The 16,376-nt window shown below is 55.9% G+C and carries 11 protein-coding genes; 7 read left to right on the top strand and 4 right to left on the bottom strand.

Going from position 1 to position 16,376, the window contains the following annotated elements:
* Window positions 1–164: 164 nt before the first annotated feature.
* Window positions 165–3,416, bottom strand: coding sequence for an exonuclease subunit SbcC (gene sbcC, locus JHD74_RS01110; RefSeq protein WP_199061331.1), 3,252 nt, complete (start codon window positions 3,414–3,416; stop codon window positions 165–167).
* Window positions 3,413–4,642 carry an exonuclease subunit SbcD gene (gene sbcD, locus JHD74_RS01105; protein ID WP_199061329.1) on the bottom strand — a complete coding sequence of 410 codons (1,230 nt, stop codon included), beginning with the start codon at window positions 4,640–4,642 and terminating at the stop codon, window positions 3,413–3,415. The genes sbcC and sbcD overlap by 4 nt, the downstream gene beginning before the upstream one ends.
* 202 nt (window positions 4,643–4,844) lie before the next feature.
* Here sbcD and phoB point away from each other — a divergent pair, with 202 nt between their 5' ends.
* From phoB to proY, 6 genes are all read left to right on the top strand, one after another.
* Window positions 4,845–5,534: a phosphate response regulator transcription factor PhoB gene (phoB, locus tag JHD74_RS01100; RefSeq protein ID WP_021180214.1), complete on the top strand. Its 690-nt coding sequence runs from the start codon at window positions 4,845–4,847 to the stop codon at window positions 5,532–5,534.
* A gap of 24 nt (window positions 5,535–5,558) precedes the next feature.
* On the top strand, window positions 5,559–6,875 hold the full coding sequence (gene phoR, locus JHD74_RS01095) for a phosphate regulon sensor histidine kinase PhoR (RefSeq protein WP_024528666.1): 1,317 nt from the start codon (window positions 5,559–5,561) through the stop codon (window positions 6,873–6,875).
* A 13-nt stretch (window positions 6,876–6,888) separates the two neighbouring features.
* Complete coding sequence (locus JHD74_RS01090; protein ID WP_024528665.1) at window positions 6,889–7,827, top strand: PstS family phosphate ABC transporter substrate-binding protein; 939 nt, start codon at window positions 6,889–6,891, stop codon at window positions 7,825–7,827.
* A 188-nt stretch (window positions 7,828–8,015) separates the two neighbouring features.
* Window positions 8,016–9,119, top strand: a complete 1,104-nt coding sequence (locus JHD74_RS01085) for a cobalamin-independent methionine synthase II family protein (protein ID WP_199061327.1) — start codon at window positions 8,016–8,018, stop codon at window positions 9,117–9,119.
* A 498-nt stretch (window positions 9,120–9,617) separates the two neighbouring features.
* A complete protein-coding gene (gene brnQ / locus JHD74_RS01080; RefSeq protein ID WP_161713468.1) occupies window positions 9,618–10,937 on the top strand; it encodes a branched-chain amino acid transport system II carrier protein in 1,320 nt (439 codons plus the stop codon).
* Window positions 10,938–11,010: 73 nt separating this feature from the next.
* The gene (proY, locus tag JHD74_RS01075) at window positions 11,011–12,408 is read left to right on the top strand and encodes a proline-specific permease ProY (RefSeq protein ID WP_024528662.1); all 1,398 of its coding nucleotides are present in this window, start codon (window positions 11,011–11,013) and stop codon (window positions 12,406–12,408) included.
* A 188-nt stretch (window positions 12,409–12,596) separates the two neighbouring features.
* Here the strand turns inward: proY and JHD74_RS01070 are convergent, their stop codons facing one another.
* Both JHD74_RS01070 and JHD74_RS01065 read right to left on the bottom strand, forming a co-directional pair.
* A complete protein-coding gene (locus JHD74_RS01070) occupies window positions 12,597–12,872 on the bottom strand; it encodes a hypothetical protein (RefSeq protein WP_024528661.1) in 276 nt (91 codons plus the stop codon).
* A 133-nt stretch (window positions 12,873–13,005) separates the two neighbouring features.
* Complete coding sequence (locus JHD74_RS01065) at window positions 13,006–14,271, bottom strand: mechanosensitive ion channel family protein (protein ID WP_199061325.1); 1,266 nt, start codon at window positions 14,269–14,271, stop codon at window positions 13,006–13,008.
* A gap of 238 nt (window positions 14,272–14,509) precedes the next feature.
* On the opposite strand from JHD74_RS01065, the gene malZ reads away from it, so the two are divergent.
* Complete coding sequence (gene malZ, locus JHD74_RS01060) at window positions 14,510–16,333, top strand: maltodextrin glucosidase (protein ID WP_199061323.1); 1,824 nt, start codon at window positions 14,510–14,512, stop codon at window positions 16,331–16,333.
* Window positions 16,334–16,376: the final 43 nt, after the last annotated feature.

Here is a 16,376-nt window from a genome sequence, read left to right as displayed (position 1 = left end):
GGAGCGATCCCGGAGGTCAGGTTTTGCCTGTATGCACAGTGACAATCCTGTAATCATTATCATGATAACCGTTGTCGGCTCTGGCTCAATGCTTTTCAGCCTGTACTGTCGCCGCGATCACACTTCTGGTCGTAGTTACCTCTTGACGTAAACCTCAGTCGCGGTCATTCGATGCGAAACTGCGCGTCCAGTCGGCTGACTCCCAGCCCATTGACCTTTTTCACCTTAATCTGTACCGGGATACGCTCCTTCATCGCCTCCACGTGGCTGATCACGCCGATGGTTTTGCCGGTGGCGTTAAGGCTGTCCAAGGCATCTAGCGCGGTATCCAGCGTCTCGGCGTCCAGCGTGCCGAAGCCCTCGTCCAGGAACAGCGAATCGATGCTGGTCTTGTGGCTGACCAGATCGGACAAGGCCAGCGCTAGTGCCAGACTCACCAGGAAGCTTTCACCGCCGGAAAGGGTACGGGTGTCGCGCAGGGCATCGGCCTGCCAGGTATCAACCACCTGTAGCTCCAGCGCATCACTGGTTTTGCGCTGCAACAGATAGCGCCCGTGCAGGCGGCCAAGCTGGTTGTTGGCCAGATACACCAGGTGATCCAGGGTCAGGCCCTGAGCGAACTTGCGGAACTTGTCGCCCTCCTTGGAGCCGATAAGCTGGTTGAGCAGGCTCCAGTCGTCATACTGCTGTTGGCTTTGGGCGATCTGTTCGAACAGGGACTGTTGATTGAGGCGGCGCTCGGCATCGCTGCTCAGTTGGTTGCGCACCTCGCCTTGGCGCAGCTGTAGTGTTTTCAGCCGCTCTGCCAGTTCTCTGAGCGCGGTGGTGAGTTGCTCAATATTAACCTGGATTTCATCCAGTTCCGCAGGGCGATCCAGTCGGTGCTGTTCCAGAGCTTGTACGGCCTGCGCCAACAGCGTTGTGGCCCGCACCTGGCGCTCCTGCAACTGCTCTTTGTGCTGCTGTAAGCGCTGACGTACGTCGTCATCCAGTAGCGCGGCGTTGAATGCGGCCTCATCGTCGAAGGTACTGCTAGCCAAGGCCTGCTGCCACTGTTGCTCGGCCTGTTGTCCCCGTTCGGCTTGCTGTTGCTGTTGTTGCTGCAAACCGACCCACTGGCCAGCCAGGCGATCGCGCTGCTCCTGGGCTTTGTGCAATAGCTCAGTAGCCTGCTGCAAGGCGTGCTCTGCGGCGATTTGTGCCGTGCGTAACTGCTCACGGGCTTCAGCCACCGTTCGCTCACCAAACAGCGCGATGCGTTCGTTACGCTGTGCCAGCAGCTGAGTTTCATTCGTCAGGCACTGCTGTTGCCACTGTGCCAATTGGCGCTGAGTTTCCTGCTGGCTTTTCTGCAGTAGCTCAAAGCGCTCATTCAGCCGCGCCGTTTCCTGTTGCGAACTCTGCTGTTCAGTTTGTAGGGCATTCAGGGCATCCTTCGCAAGCTGTACGGCCTTGGCGAGCCGTTCGTGCTGCAACAGCAGTTGCTGACCGGCCTGTTCCTCACTATCGCAAGCCTCCAGCCAGGCGGTTAACCGGGCACTGTCTTGCAGCGTAAAGTCGAAGGCCAAGGACGAGCTGAGGGTCTGCCAGTTTTGCAGATGGCTTTCCTGCTGCTCAAGTTCCTGGTTCAACTGCCTTTGCAGGCGTTGCTGCTGCTCTTTCAGGCTTTCACTGCGTGCGCGCAGCTCTGTTCCTTTAGTGTGCAGCTCTTCGGTTTGGGTGCGCAATTGAGCGACGCGCTGTTCCGTTTCTGACGGTTTGACGGCCTGATATTGCTCGATCGCCGGATGCTGCGTGGAGCCGCACAGCGGGCAGGGGGCATCGGTTTGCAGACGCGCCCGTTCGGCTTCCAGACTGACGATGCGCTTTTCCAGTTCAAGCGTCTTCTCAACGTCTGTCAGGTGCGCTTTTTGCTGTTTATACTGCTGGCGCACCGCATCGAGCTGGGTTTCTACTTCGGTCAGCTGTTTTTGGCGCGTAGTGAATTCGAGCCGTTGTTGCTCAAGGCGCTGCTGGTTCTGCTGGAACAGTAAGGCCAGTTTGGATAACTGTTGACGAACCGGGCGCAAGCCGCTCAGTTCGGCCTGGCGGTGACGCAGTTTCTCCTGTGGGGATTGCGCCTCTAACGTGGCTTGCTGCTGGAGTTGGCTATTCAGCGCCGCCGTGAGTTCAAGCTGCCTGGCCTGATATTGACCCGCCAGGGTAGCCAGTTGGCCGCGTCTTTCGGTGAGTTGTTCCAGCGCGCGCCGCAGCTCTTCGCTCTGCCGCTGGCTCTCCGCATGCTGTTTACGCGCTTCTGCCAGTTGGTTTTGCGACTGAGCAATCTGATGATCGAGCGGCAACACCTTGTCATCTATCAGCGTTTGCTGCTGTTGCTGATGTTCCGCCTGGGCTTGCCTGGCCTTTTGCGTCTGATCCAACTGCTGCTGTAACGGGATTAGTTCGGCCAATTGCCGCTCTTGCTGTTGAGCCAACTGTTCGATCTGTTGCTGCAACGCCAAACTATCCCGCTGACAACGATTACGCTCATTGAGCAACGGGCGCAGTTTCTCGGCAGGCTCACTGCGAGCTAACTGTTGCAACTGCGGTTCGGACAGTTGAAACTCCTGCTGCACAACAGCCAGCTGTTGCTGATAATCCTGAGTCTGTTGCTGGATGGTTTGCCAGCGTTGTAGCCAGCTCAACTGATGCTGTTGCTGCTGCGCCTGTTGGCTAAGAAGCTGCTCTTCAGCTCCGAGTTCCCCGAGCTGGTTTTCCAGCACCTGGCGCTGCTCATCATTGAGCAGTTCAATCCCGCTGGCGCGGTGATGTAAAGCATCCAGATCGCTTTTCGCCTGTTTGTGCTGTTCGAAGACCTGTGCCGATAGCCGCCCATAAATCTCGGTGCCGGTCAATTCTTCCAGCAGTTCGGCACGCTCGTTGGCCTTGGCGTTCAGGAAGGCGGCGAACTGGCCCTGCGACAGCATCATCGATTTGGTGAAGCGGCCAAAATCCAGCCCGGTGATTGCGGCAATCAGCTCTTTTTTATCGGAAATTTTATCCGCCAGGATTTTGCCGTCTGCCCGCAGTGCCAGCTCCACCTTGGGAGCCTGCAGGTTGCCGTCCGGATCGTTTTTCGCCCGGCGTTGGCTCCAGAAGGCGCGATAGCCGACGCCTTTGACCTCAAATTCCACTTCTGCCAGCGATTCGGCGGTGTGGCGGGTCATCAATTCGTTCTGGCTGGCGCTGACTTCCAGCCGCGGCGTCTGGTGATAAAGAGCCAGGCAGATGGCATCCAGCAGGGTGGTTTTACCTGCTCCTGTGGGGCCGGTGATGGCAAACAGGCCGTTGCTGGCGAAGGGTTCCGCCGTGAAGTCGATTTTCCACTCGCCCTGTAGCGAGTTGAGGTTTTTCAGCCTTAGGCTCAGGATCTTCATGCCGATGGCTCCTCATGCTGATGCAAGGTTTCTACCACCTGCTGGAACATCTGCCGCATCTGCTGTTGGCGCGGTTCGGCCATCTCGGCTTCCAACGCCAAGCGGCGCTCGAAGACTTCGCCGACGCTTAACTCATTCAAGGTTTCTTTATCCTGCTGGGCAATGGTCTGGCTACGTTGCTCTTTACTGCGCCGCAGCAGCACCACTTCAACCGGTAAATCTTCCGCCAGCTGTTGGATGCGGCGCTGAATATCGCTGAGGTAATCCTGAGTGGCTACTTCGATATCCAACCAAACCGGGAGTTCACCCTGATAATCGGCAAACTGCTGTAATTGAGCCTCTATTTGCTGCAAATCACCTTTGATCAGCTGCATGGGCTGGAAGATGGGGATCTCCAATGGTGTGATCTGTTGCAGCGCACCGTCGGCAAAATCGACCAGAAACACGCTTTTGGCTTTGCCTAACTCGTCAAAACTCAGTGGGATTGGCGAGCCGCTGTAGCGGATATGCTCGGATCTGGCGACGTTCTGCGCGCGATGGATATGTCCCAGCGCAATGTAATCGGCAGGGGGGAACGCCTGGGCCGGAAAGGCGTCTAGCGTGCCGATATAGATATCCCGTACTGAATCCGAGGTGGTGACGCCCACGGTGGTCAAATGGCCTGTGGCGACGATCGGCAGTGGCAAACCCAACGCATCGCGGCGCGTACAGGCCGCCTGATACAGGTTTTGGTAATGTTCGGCGATGGCTTCTTGCAGAGCTTGCTGCTTTTGGTTGCCAGACTCACCGGCGCGGCTGGTGAGCAGATCCCGTGGGCGCAGGAACGGAATGGCGCAAAGTACCGCACCTGGTTGGCCATCAAGCTGATTGAGCACCACGATTTGCTGCTCAAGCTTGCTTTGCGCGTTGGCAATCACGGTGGTATTCAGGCAGGAAAGCAGCTCACGTGATTCGTTCAGCGTGGCCACGGAGTCGTGGTTGCCGCCCAGCACCACCAGTTGGCAGCCGGTACGTTGCAGCTCCACCACAAAGCGGTTGTACAGTTCACGGGCATAGCTTGGCGGGGAGCCGGTATCGAATAAATCGCCTGCGACGATCAGCGCATCCACCCGCTGCTGTTCCACCTGTTCTATCAGCCAACCTAAGAAGGCCTGATGCTCGGCGGCGCGGCTTTTGGTGAAAAAGTACTGGCCCAAATGCCAGTCGGAGGTATGGATCAGGCGCATAGGTCTTCCATCGCTAACAGGAGGATAAGGGCATAAACGGGCCTTATCGTAACTCAAGCATGATGATATTTCTTTAACGTCAGAAATAATCGCTATGCTTACTGCGATCGACCGGGCTTTTTTTTCATAAAAGTGTCACAAAACTGACGCATAATGGCGACCGCAATCAACTGAGATCGCTAACACATTGGCAGGATTGACGATGGCAAGACGCATACTGGTGGTGGAAGACGAAGCGCCGATCCGTGAGATGGTGTGCTTTGTGTTGGAACAGAATGGTTACCAACCGTTGGAAGCCGAGGATTATGACAGTGCCGTTACGCGCCTGTCTGAGCCGTTCCCTGATTTGGTGTTACTGGACTGGATGTTACCGGGTGGTTCCGGCATTCAGTTTATCAAGCATATGAAGCGCGAGGCGATGACCCGGGATATCCCGGTGATGATGCTGACCGCGCGCGGTGAAGAAGAGGATCGGGTACGTGGCCTGGAGGTTGGTGCGGATGATTACATCACCAAACCTTTCTCACCCAAGGAGCTGGTGGCACGTATCAAGGCGGTGATGCGCCGTATTTCACCAATGGCAGTAGAAGAAGTGATTGAAATGCAGGGGTTAAGCCTGGATCCTTCCTCGCACCGGGTGATGGCCAATGAGCAGGCGCTGGAGATGGGGCCGACCGAGTTCAAACTGCTGCACTTCTTTATGACTCATCCGGAGCGTGTTTATAGCCGCGAACAGTTGCTTAATCACGTCTGGGGCACTAACGTTTATGTGGAAGACCGCACCGTTGATGTGCATATCCGCCGGCTGCGTAAGGCGCTGGAGACCAGTGGTCATGACAAGATGGTTCAAACCGTTCGCGGCACCGGTTATCGGTTCTCAACGCGCTACTGATCGCACAGCGCTGGAGAGGTTACCGTGCTAGAACGTTTATCGTGGAAGAGGCTGGCGCTGGAGCTGGCCCTTTTTTGCCTGCCTGCCTTATTGCTGGGGCTGATTTTCGGTTATCTGCCCTGGCTGCTATTGGTTTCGGTGCTGGCCGCGCTGGCCTGGAACTTTTATAACCAACTCAAACTTTCCCACTGGTTGTGGGTAGACCGCAGCATGACGCCGCCGCCGGGACGCTGGAGCTGGGAACCGCTGTTCTATGGCCTGTACCAGATGCAGCAGCGTAATCGCCGCCGCCGCCGTGAGCTGGCGCTGTTGATCAAACGCTTTCGCAGTGGGGCCGAATCCTTACCGGATGCGGTAGTGATGACCACCGTTGAGGGCAATATCTTCTGGTGCAACGGCTTGGCACAGCATCTGCTGGGCTTTCGCTGGCCGGAAGATAACGGCCAACACATTCTCAACCTGCTGCGCTATCCGGAATTCAGCCATTATCTGCAACAGCAAGAATTTACCCGGCCGCTGACGCTACAGCTGAATAACGAGCACTTTGTCGAATTCCGTATCATGCCCTATTCCGAAGGCCAACTGCTGATGGTGGCACGTGATGTGACCCAGATGCGCCAACTGGAAGGGGCCAGACGCAACTTCTTCGCCAACGTCAGCCATGAGTTGCGTACGCCGTTAACGGTGTTGCAAGGCTACCTGGAGATGATGAGCGATGAAGAGCTGGATGGTTCGCTGCGTGGCAAAGCCTTGGGCACCATGCAAGAGCAGACCAAACGCATGGATGGCCTGGTGAAGCAGTTGCTTACGCTCTCCAGGATCGAGGCTGCACCAAACGTGGATATGAACGAGAAGGTGGATATTCCGTTAATGCTGCGGGTATTGCAGCGTGAGGCGCAGTCGCTCAGCGGTGGTAATCACCAGATCAATTTCCGGGTGAACGAAAATCTGCAGGTGTTCGGTAACGAGGATCAACTGCGTAGTGCGGTTTCCAATCTGGTGTACAACGCCGTCAACCATACTCCGGTGGGCACCAATATCGAAGTGAGTTGGCAGCAGACGCCGCAGGGGGCTCAGTTCCAGGTCAGTGATAACGGGCCGGGCATTGGTGCCGAACATATTCCGCGCCTGACCGAGCGTTTCTATCGCGTGGATAAAGCGCGTTCGCGCCAGACCGGCGGCAGTGGGCTCGGGTTGGCCATCGTGAAGCATGCGCTCAGCCATCATGATTCACGGCTGGAGATCCTCAGCGAACCAGGCATTGGCACCCGTTTTATCTTTACCTTGCCTAACCGGTTGATTGTTCCCGCGGCTTTAGCAGAGAATGCGGTGAAAAATTAACAGGTAGCCCGCCATGAATCGATTTACCCAAGCTTTGCTGCTTTGCCTACTGTTGTTGGTTGGCCGCGGGGCCGTGGCTGCTCCGGATGGCATGCTTTCCGGCAACCTGTCCAGCGTGGGCTCCGATACCCTTGCCAACCTGATGGCGCTGTGGGGGCAGGATTTCAGCCGACACTATCCCAACGTGAACCTGCAACTGCAGGCTGCCGGTTCCTCGACGGCACCCACCGCATTGGCGGCAGGAGCGGCGCAGCTTGGGCCAATGAGCCGGCCAATGAAGGCGGCGGAAGTGTCGGCGTTTGAGCACCGCTATGGCTATGCGCCGCTGGCGGTGCCGGTCGCGGTTGATGCGCTGGTGGTGCTGGTGCATCAGGACAATCCGCTACGTGGCTTGAACCTGCAACAGCTGGATCAAATCTTTTCCGCTACCCGCCGCTGCGGGGAAAACACGCCGATTAACCGCTGGGGAGCGCTAGGGCTGCAGGGCAGCTGGCAGCAACGTGCCTTGCAACGTTTTGGCCGCAACTCCGCTTCGGGTACCTATGGGTATTTCAAGCTGCGTGCGTTATGCGGTGGCGATTTTATGGCGCGAGTGAATGAACTGCCGGGGTCGGCCTCGGTGGTGCAGGCGGTGGCCGGATCGTTAAACGGTATTGGCTATGCCAGCATCGGTTTTCGTGCCAGCGGGGTGCGGTTGTTGCCCCTGGCAGAAACGGGTGATCGTTATATTGAACCTAGCGAAACCAACGTGCGTAACGGCAGCTATCCGTTGGCGCGCTACCTGTATATCTACATCAACAAAGCTCCCAACCAGCCGCTGGAACCTCTGACGGCGGCGTTCCTCGACCGAGTGCTGTCTGCGCAGGGGCAGGATCTGGTTAATCACGACGGTTATTTGCCGCTGCCGCCAGCTACGCTGCGCAAAACCCGCACGCTCTTGGGGCTGGATTAGTCCGGCCAACTTGAATTTAATTCAACACCAATGAAAATTTCTCCATTGCCGAGTAACCGGTGACATGAAAGGATGCACTCAAGCGGTGTAGACGTCTGGATGTCTATTTGTAACCCAGCGTAATAATTCAACTTGTCAATGATTGGAACTGATGGCGGCTAGCCCTCAGTGCATCATCGGAGCAGAACATGTCCAAAGCCAGCCATGCCTTTCACGCCGACGTTGTCGGTAGCCTGTTGCGCCCTGCGGCGCTGAAAACGGCCCGTCAGCAGTTTCAGAATGGTGAGATCGACGCGGCCCAGCTGCGCGCAGTAGAAAACGAGCAAATTCGCCATATTGTCGGCAAACAGCAAGAGATCGGCTTACAGGTCGTGACCGATGGCGAGTTTCGCCGCGCCTGGTGGCACTTCGACTTCCTTGAGGGGCTTGATGGTGTAGAAGGCTATGACGTGGAGCAGGGCATTCAGTTTAACGGAGTGCAAACCAAGGCCCGCAGCATCAAGGTGACCGGCAAACTGGGCTTTAGCAACCATCCGATGCTGGAGGATTTCCGTTTCCTGAAAAGCGTAGCCGGTGATGCGGTACCGAAGATGACCATCCCGAGCCCGAGCGTGCTGCATTTCCGCGGTGGCCGTAAGGCGATCGACCCGCTGGTGTACCCGGATCTGGATAGCTACTTTGACGATCTGGCACAAACCTACCGCGATGCGATCAAAGCCTTTTACGACGCTGGCTGCCGCTACCTGCAGCTCGACGATACCGTCTGGGCCTATCTGTGCTCCGACGATCAGAAGCGCCAGATCCGTGAGCGGGGTGAAGATCCTGAGCAATTGGCCCGTACCTATGCCCAGGTGTTGAATAAAGCCATCGCCGGTAAACCGGAAGACTTGACCATTGGTCTGCACGTTTGCCGTGGTAACTTCCGTTCCACCTGGATCTCGGAAGGTGGCTATGAGCCAGTGGCGGAAATCCTGTTTGGCCAGGTCAATATTGATGCCTTCTTCCTGGAATATGATAACGAACGATCTGGCGGTTTTGAGCCACTGCGTTTTATCAGGCCGGGCAAGCAGCAGGTGGTGCTAGGGTTGATCACCACCAAGACTGGTGAGCTGGAAGATCCGGCGGTGGTGCAACAACGCATCAAGGAAGCAACGCAGTTCGTCGATATTAAACAGCTCAGCCTGAGCACGCAGTGTGGCTTTGCCTCTACCGAAGAGGGCAACAGTCTGAGTGAGCAGCAGCAGTGGGATAAGCTACGTAGCGTGGTCAATATCGCAGCGTCGGTCTGGTAAGCGCCAGTAAAATGAGCACATGACACGCGTATGGTGTCTGGTTATTGGTGTTTTCACGCACAATGTAACCATTTGTTTCACATTTCGTGAGTGATGTGCTCAAAAATAATACAAATCATGTAGTGCATATTTATTGATAACCCCTATGTTCGACTGGATGAGAGATATTATCTGGACGATCACTCTGCTTTCCGTCCTGCGTATTGCCTTTTGGCACTATAAACGTTTAACTTGACCCCCATTGCCGGACTAAACCTCCATTTTCCTCAGCATTCTGCGTTGATTGCGACCTGGAATTCAGCAGGGGAAAAAACGTCTAAAAATCTGCTCGTCATCATGAGTATTCGCCTTTATCAAGGTCAGACGCTGCTATTGCGCGCTGTCTGTTGCCTATGGGTATCACGATGAGAGAGCAGGCCGGCAACCGAACCGAAGTGGGGCACTTTTGCCACCATGCTTATCGGCAATTTTTTATTTCAACAGGCAGCACAACAGATTATGAGTCATCGTTTAGCGTCAAAAGATATTCTGGCTTTGGGTTTTATGACCTTTGCCTTATTCGTCGGAGCCGGGAACATCATCTTCCCGCCGATGGTGGGTTTGCAGTCTGGCGAACACGTCTGGACTGCGGCGATTGGTTTCCTGATCACCGCTGTAGGTCTACCGGTGCTGACCGTGATTGCCCTGGCTCGCGTTGGCGGCGGCGTTGATGCACTAAGCTCACCGATTGGCCGTAGCGCCGGTCTGCTGCTGGCAACGGTGTGTTACCTGGCCGTTGGCCCGCTGTTTGCCACCCCGCGCACTGCGACCGTTTCCTTTGAAGTTGGTATTGCGCCGTTGACCGGTGACGGTGCCATGCCGCTGTTTATCTATAGCTTGGTCTATTTTGCGCTGGTGATTGGCATCTCGCTCTATCCGGGCCGCTTGCTTGATACCGTGGGCCATATTCTGGCACCGTTGAAGATCGTGGCGCTGGCCGTGCTGGGTATTGCCGCAGTGATGTGGCCTGCTGGGACGCCGATCCCGGCGGTAGATGCCTACCAAACCGTGCCGTTCTCTTCCGGCTTTGTTAACGGCTATCTGACGATGGATACGCTGGGCGCCATGGTGTTCGGTATCGTGATCGTTAACGCCGCACGTTCTCGTGGGGTGAAGGACGCTGGTCTGTTGACTCGTTATACCATCTTGGCCGGTTTGATCGCCGGTGTGGGTCTGACGCTGGTCTACCTGAGCCTGTTCAAGCTGGGCTCCGGCAGCGGCGTGTTGACGCCGGATGCGACTAATGGCGCGGTAGTGCTGCATGCCTACGTGCAAAATACCTTCGGCGGCCTGGGCAGCTTCTTCCTGGCGGCGCTGATCTTCATCGCCTGTATGGTGACCGCGGTGGGCCTGACCTGTGCCTGTGCGGAGTTCTTCGAGCAATACCTGCCGTTCTCTTATAAAACGCTGGTATTCATTCTCGGCCTGTTCTCGATGGTGGTGTCCAACCTCGGCCTGAGCCACCTGATCCAGATTTCGATCCCGGTGCTGACTGCGATCTATCCGCCTTGCATCGTGCTGGTGCTGCTGAGTTTCACCCTGCGTTGGTGGAGCAGTGCATCACGTATTGTTGCGCCGGTGATGTTAGTCAGCCTGTTGTTTGGTATCCTTGATGCGGTGAAAGCGTCCAACTTCCAGCATTTGATGCCAGAATGGACCAATCACCTGCCGCTGGCGGCGCAGGGGCTGGCATGGTTGCCACCTTCGCTGCTGATGCTGGTACTGGTCGCGATTTATGATCGGGTTTTTGCACGCAGCCAAGTGACTGCTCACCCTTAAACCTACGGTCTGAATTTTAGGCCACGGACTTGTCCGTGGCTTTTTTACGTTTAAATAAAGACGGGTCATTTTCATGCAACAACAGTCACCCACCGCAGCTCCAGCCAATAAGCTCAAGCGCGGCCTCAGCACGCGCCACATTCGTTTTATGGCCCTAGGTTCGGCCATTGGTACCGGTCTGTTTTACGGCTCCGCAGAGGCCATCAGAATGGCTGGCCCCAGCGTCCTGTTGGCTTACCTGATCGGCGGTATCATTGCCTTTATCATCATGCGCGCACTGGGCGAAATGTCGGTGAATAACCCGCAGGCCAGCTCGTTCTCGCGCTATGCCCAGGATTATCTTGGGCCGATGGCAGGTTACATTACCGGTTGGACCTATTGCTTTGAAATCCTGATCGTTGCCATTGCCGACGTGACGGCCTTCGGCATCTACATGGGCGTCTGGTTCCCGGAAGTGCCGCATTGGATCTGGGTGTTGAGCGTGGTGCTGATTATCGGTGCCATCAACCTGATGAGCGTGAAGGTGTTCGGTGAACTGGAGTTCTGGTTCTCGTTCTTCAAGGTGGCGACCATTATCATCATGATTGTCGCCGGTATCGGCATCATCGTCTGGGGCATCGGCAACGGGGGGCAACCGACCGGGATACACAACCTGTGGGTTAACGGCGGCTTCTTCAGTAACGGCTTTATTGGCATGATCCTGTCGCTGCAACTGGTGATGTTTGCCTACGGTGGGATTGAAATCATTGGCATTACCGCCGGTGAAGCCAAAGATCCTAAAGTGTCGATCCCCAAAGCCATCAACTCGGTACCTTGGCGTATCCTGGTGTTCTACGTCGGGACGCTGTTCGTCATCATGTCTATCTATCCGTGGAACCAGGTGGGGACCAACGGTAGCCCGTTTGTGCTGACCTTCCAGCATATGGGGATCACCATTGCGGCAGGTATCCTTAACTTTGTAGTGATCACCGCGTCATTGTCGGCGATTAACAGCGACGTGTTCGGCGTTGGCCGTATGATGCATGGCCTGGCAGAGCAGGGGCACGCCCCGCAGGTATTCAGCAAAATTTCCAAACGCGGTATTCCGTGGGTGACGGTGGTAGTGATGATGGCGGCCATGCTGATCGCCGTGTATCTCAACTACATCATGCCGGAAAGCGTGTTCCTGGTGATTGCTTCACTGGCGACCTTTGCCACCGTGTGGGTGTGGATCATGATCCTGTTCTCTCAGATCGCTTTCCGCCGCAGCTTGAGCAAGGATCAGGTCAGCAAGCTGGCGTTTCCACTGCGCGGTGGGGTATTCACTTCAGTGGTTGCCATCATCTTCCTGGTGTTTATCATCGGCCTGATCGGTTACTTCCCAACGACGCGTATTTCCCTGTATGCCGGGCTGGTGTGGGTCGCAGTGCTGTTACTGGGCTACTACATCAAGGTGAACCGCCAGAAAAAGCGAGCCGTATTGACGCAGTAAGATTGTCCCTCACCCCAACCCTCTCCCACAGGGAGAGGGAGCTGTCCTGAGCGCGTAGTTAGCCCGTGCGGTTTCGGAAAGCAGAGGGTAAGAACAAGAAAGGCAAGATATTACGCAAAGCAATCAACTAGCTCTATCGGTTCCATTGGGAGAGGGTGAGAGGAGTAGACTGAAGACAACGCTCCTCACTACCGTATTAATATGTTTTCCTCTTCCGTATCGCCATCACCGGCCGCTCTGGCCTCCATCACCAAACTGCTTTCGCATAACCGTTCTTCCCTCCCTTCTCCAGAGCAGCGTGCCAGTACTTCGCGAATATCCATCATACTGCTGCTCAAGGCGCTGAGCGCTGGTTGCAATGTGCGGCTCATCTGGCTTTCGTCCAGGGTGGCGCTGTGCAGGTAGCCAGCAAACATCAGCGTGGCCAATAAGGTGATCAGACGGTGTTTTGACGATGTTAACAAGATGCCTGCTCCGAACAGTAAAATGGCGTGTGCGTATTAATAGCCATTCGGCGGCAGAAAGAAAGTCAGAGGAGATATCTGTTGGCAATCGGTTGAAGATAATTACCAACAGAAATAATTTCGTCAGGTTACGTCAGGGGGTATTGGGCGCGGGTTGCAGGTTTGCCAGCATGCTGCGCATGTCGTTGCCGCTTGGCGTCTGGTGAATGCGCAAATCGAATTCGCCGATCACCGCCAGCAGATGATCGAAGATATCCGATTGAATCCCTTCGTATTCTGCCCACACCGTCGTGTTGGTAAAGGCGTAAATCTCCAGCGGTAACCCTTCCGGCGTTGGGGCCAGTTGGCGCACCATCAGCGTCATATTCTGGTGGATACCCGGGTGCGAACGTAAATAAGCCACCAGATAGGCGCGCAGGGTACCGACGTTGGTCAGGCGGCGGCCGTTAAGCGGCGAACTGAGGTCCACCTCGCTCTGCTGATTGTACTTACCCAGTTCCTGGGTTTTATCGTTCAGATAGCGTTGCAACAGGGGGTTGCGGTTGAGGCGTTCCCGCTCCTCTGACGTCAGGAAGTGCACGCTGGTGGTGTCGATATTGATGCTGCGCTTGATGCGGCGGCCACCGGATTCAGACATCGAACGCCAGTTCTTGAACGAATCAGAGATCAGTGCGTAGGTGGGAATGGTGGTGACGGTGTTGTCCCAGTTTCTAACCTTGACCGTGGTCAGGCCGATATCGGTGACCGCGCCGTCGGCACCGTATTTGGGCATCTCCAGCCAATCGCCGATTTTCAACATATCGTTGGCGGAAAGTTGGATCCCGGCGACCAGGCCAAGAATGGGATCTTTAAACACCAACATCAAGACGGCCGTCATGGCCCCTAAACCGCTGAGTAACAGTAGCGGTGAACGGCCCATCAGCAGTGAGATGATCATGATGCCGATAAAAATGGCGGCGACCAGTTTCACACCCTGAAAGATGCCACGCAGCGGGAGCTGATTGGCAAGCGGGCTTTGGCGCATCAGAGCCAACAGCGTGTCGAGCAGTGAGAACAACGTCAGCAGGGAGAATAACAGGATCCACACCTGCGCCGCAGTGACGATAATTGCCTGAGTCTGGCTGCCATTATGCAGCCACAGCACCGCCTGCACATTGATGATCACCCCTTGCAGCAGTAGGGCGGCACGCTGGAAGAGTTTATGTTGGGTGATGGCCTGCTGCCAGAGATGTTGTGAATGTTGGCCACGGCGCTGGATAGCGGTCAGCACCACGCGGTGCAGCACCAGATGGATCACCACGGAAATCAGTGCGATCAGCCCAAGCACCATCGCCAGCGACACCATGTCGGTGAATTCCAGCCCAATGCTTTCCAGCCATTGTCTTATTTGTTGTTGCATACCCGCTCCCTCCAAACTACGTAAAAAACATCCAATAAAGCTAAAACCCGTTAGCCTAAAGCTTATCGGGCATGATATGTGTCTGTTTACCCACTTTTACATTGTAAATCAGCATCTCCACCCCTCGGCTCATCCCCGAGTTTATGACTGAAAGAGGAGGGAGAAAGGTGCTCAACGTGGCATGGTGCGTGGCATTGCATTCGTCGTCGATTGGGTTTGCTACAACAGGAGAAAATTCATGCTAAATGCCTGGCATCAGCCGGTTCCACCCTTTGTGGTGAATAAGGGGCAGCGTCTGGAGATCGCTTTGTGGTTACAAAGTGATGAGTTGCCTGAACAGGTTTTTTTACGCGTCGAGCCAGACAATGAAGAGTGGTTGCTGATCATGAAGCCTAAGGCGGTAGAGGGGCTCTGGCGCTACCAGGCCAGCCTGACGCTGCACGAAGGGGAACCGGTACGGCGCTACTGTTTTAAACTGCTGTGGGCCGATCGTCAGCAGTGGTTTGGCCCGCAGGGCTGGTCGCTGACCCCTCCGGGGCAGCTGGCACAGTTTGCCGTAGATGAACCAGATAGCAGCCCAGGTTGGGTGGCCGATCAGGTGTTTTATCAGATTTTCCCCGATCGCTTTGCCAGCAGCGGCGGGGATCATGGCATCCAGAGTGGCAGTTATCACCATCATGCCGCCGGAAGTGATGTGATACGTCGTGACTGGCAACATCCGCTTGAGGATGAGCACGCTGCTTCGACTTTCTATGGTGGCGATCTGGATGGCATCAGCGAGAAGCTGCCCTACTTGCAGCGGCTTGGTGTCACCGCCCTGTATCTGAACCCGATTTTCACCTCACCCAGCGTCCATAAGTACGATACCGAAGATTACTATCAGGTCGACCCCTATTTTGGCGGTAATGACGCCTTGCTGCGTTTGCGAGTAAGCACTCACAAGGTGGGAATGAAACTGGTGCTGGACGGCGTATTTAACCACACCGGAGATTCCCATCCCTGGTTCGATCGTTATCAACAGGCAGAGGGGGGGGCGTGCCATCATCCCGATTCCCCGTATCGTGGCTGGTTCAACTTCTATCCGGACGGTAACGTGCTGAGCTGGAAGGGCAATACCAATCTGCCCAAGCTCAACTTTGCCGAACCGCAGGTGGTCGATACTATTTATCGGGCGGACAATAGCGTAGTACGTCATTGGTTACGCCCGCCGTACAGCATCGATGGCTGGCGGTTGGACGTGGTGCATATGCTGGGGGAAAACGGCGGTGCAGCGGGGAACCTACATCACCTGGCCGGAATGTATCAGGCAATCAAGCAAGAGAACCCAGATGCCTATGTGCTGGGCGAACATTTTGGCGACGCGCGCCGCTGGCTGCATGCCGGGGTTGAAGACGCCGCCATGAACTATATGGGCTTTGCCTTGCCGGTTAGGGCGTTTCTGGCCGGTGTCGACGTGGCTTATCATCCGGTGCTGCTGGATGCGGCAGACTGTGCGCAGTGGATGGACGGTTACCGGGCCGGATTGCCCCATAACCGCCAACTGATCCAGTTCAATCAGTTAGATAGCCACGACACGGCGCGTTTCTTGACCTTGCTGGATAACAATCCGCGCCGTATGCAGATGGCGGCGGTATGGCTGCTGGCGTGGATTGGCGTGCCTTGCCTGTATTACGGTGATGAAATTGGTCTGGATGGCGGCAACGATCCCTTCTGCCGTAAGACATTCCCTTGGGACGAAAGCCAATGGGATCGGCCACTGTTAGCCTTGTTCAGCCGCCTGACGGCACTGCGTAAGCAGAGTAAGGCGTTACGCCGTGGCGGCTGCCAGGTGCTGTATGCGCAAGGGGAGACGCTGGTGTTTGTGCGTACTTACCAGCGGGAGCAGGTACTGGTGGCGTTGCAGCGCAGCGATAGTGGAGAAGTTGAACTGCCTTATAGCCCGCTGTTGCGAGAGGGTAAATGGCAGCTAGTGGAAGGGGAAGGCGAACGGGTTGCGCAGGAAGGTGGCTTGCGGTTGCAGTTGGCAGCCGAGTCGGCCAGCGTGTGGCGGCTACGTAGCTGACGTTTGCTAAAGGTTTACCCGCCAATCGGCGGGTAAACCTGAT

The sequence above is a fragment of the Serratia sp. ASV30 genome, from assembly GCF_016428815.1.
GTDB lineage: Bacteria > Pseudomonadota > Gammaproteobacteria > Enterobacterales > Enterobacteriaceae > Chania > Chania fonticola_C.
The sequence above is the reverse complement of the archived record's forward strand: the minus strand, read 5'-3'. Positions and strand labels throughout refer to the sequence as shown.

Coding starts and splice junctions, on each gene's coding strand:
- JHD74_RS01085 (WP_199061327.1), top strand. CDS start 8,016: ATGTCCAAAGCCAGCCATGCCTTTCACGCCGACGTTGTCGGTAGCCTG.
- sbcD (WP_199061329.1), bottom strand. CDS start 4,642: ATGCGCCTGATCCATACCTCCGACTGGCATTTGGGCCAGTACTTTTTC.
- brnQ (WP_161713468.1), top strand. CDS start 9,618: ATGAGTCATCGTTTAGCGTCAAAAGATATTCTGGCTTTGGGTTTTATG.
- phoB (WP_021180214.1), top strand. CDS start 4,845: ATGGCAAGACGCATACTGGTGGTGGAAGACGAAGCGCCGATCCGTGAG.
- sbcC (WP_199061331.1), bottom strand. CDS start 3,416: ATGAAGATCCTGAGCCTAAGGCTGAAAAACCTCAACTCGCTACAGGGC.
- JHD74_RS01090 (WP_024528665.1), top strand. CDS start 6,889: ATGAATCGATTTACCCAAGCTTTGCTGCTTTGCCTACTGTTGTTGGTT.
- malZ (WP_199061323.1), top strand. CDS start 14,510: ATGCTAAATGCCTGGCATCAGCCGGTTCCACCCTTTGTGGTGAATAAG.
- proY (WP_024528662.1), top strand. CDS start 11,011: ATGCAACAACAGTCACCCACCGCAGCTCCAGCCAATAAGCTCAAGCGC.
- JHD74_RS01065 (WP_199061325.1), bottom strand. CDS start 14,271: ATGCAACAACAAATAAGACAATGGCTGGAAAGCATTGGGCTGGAATTC.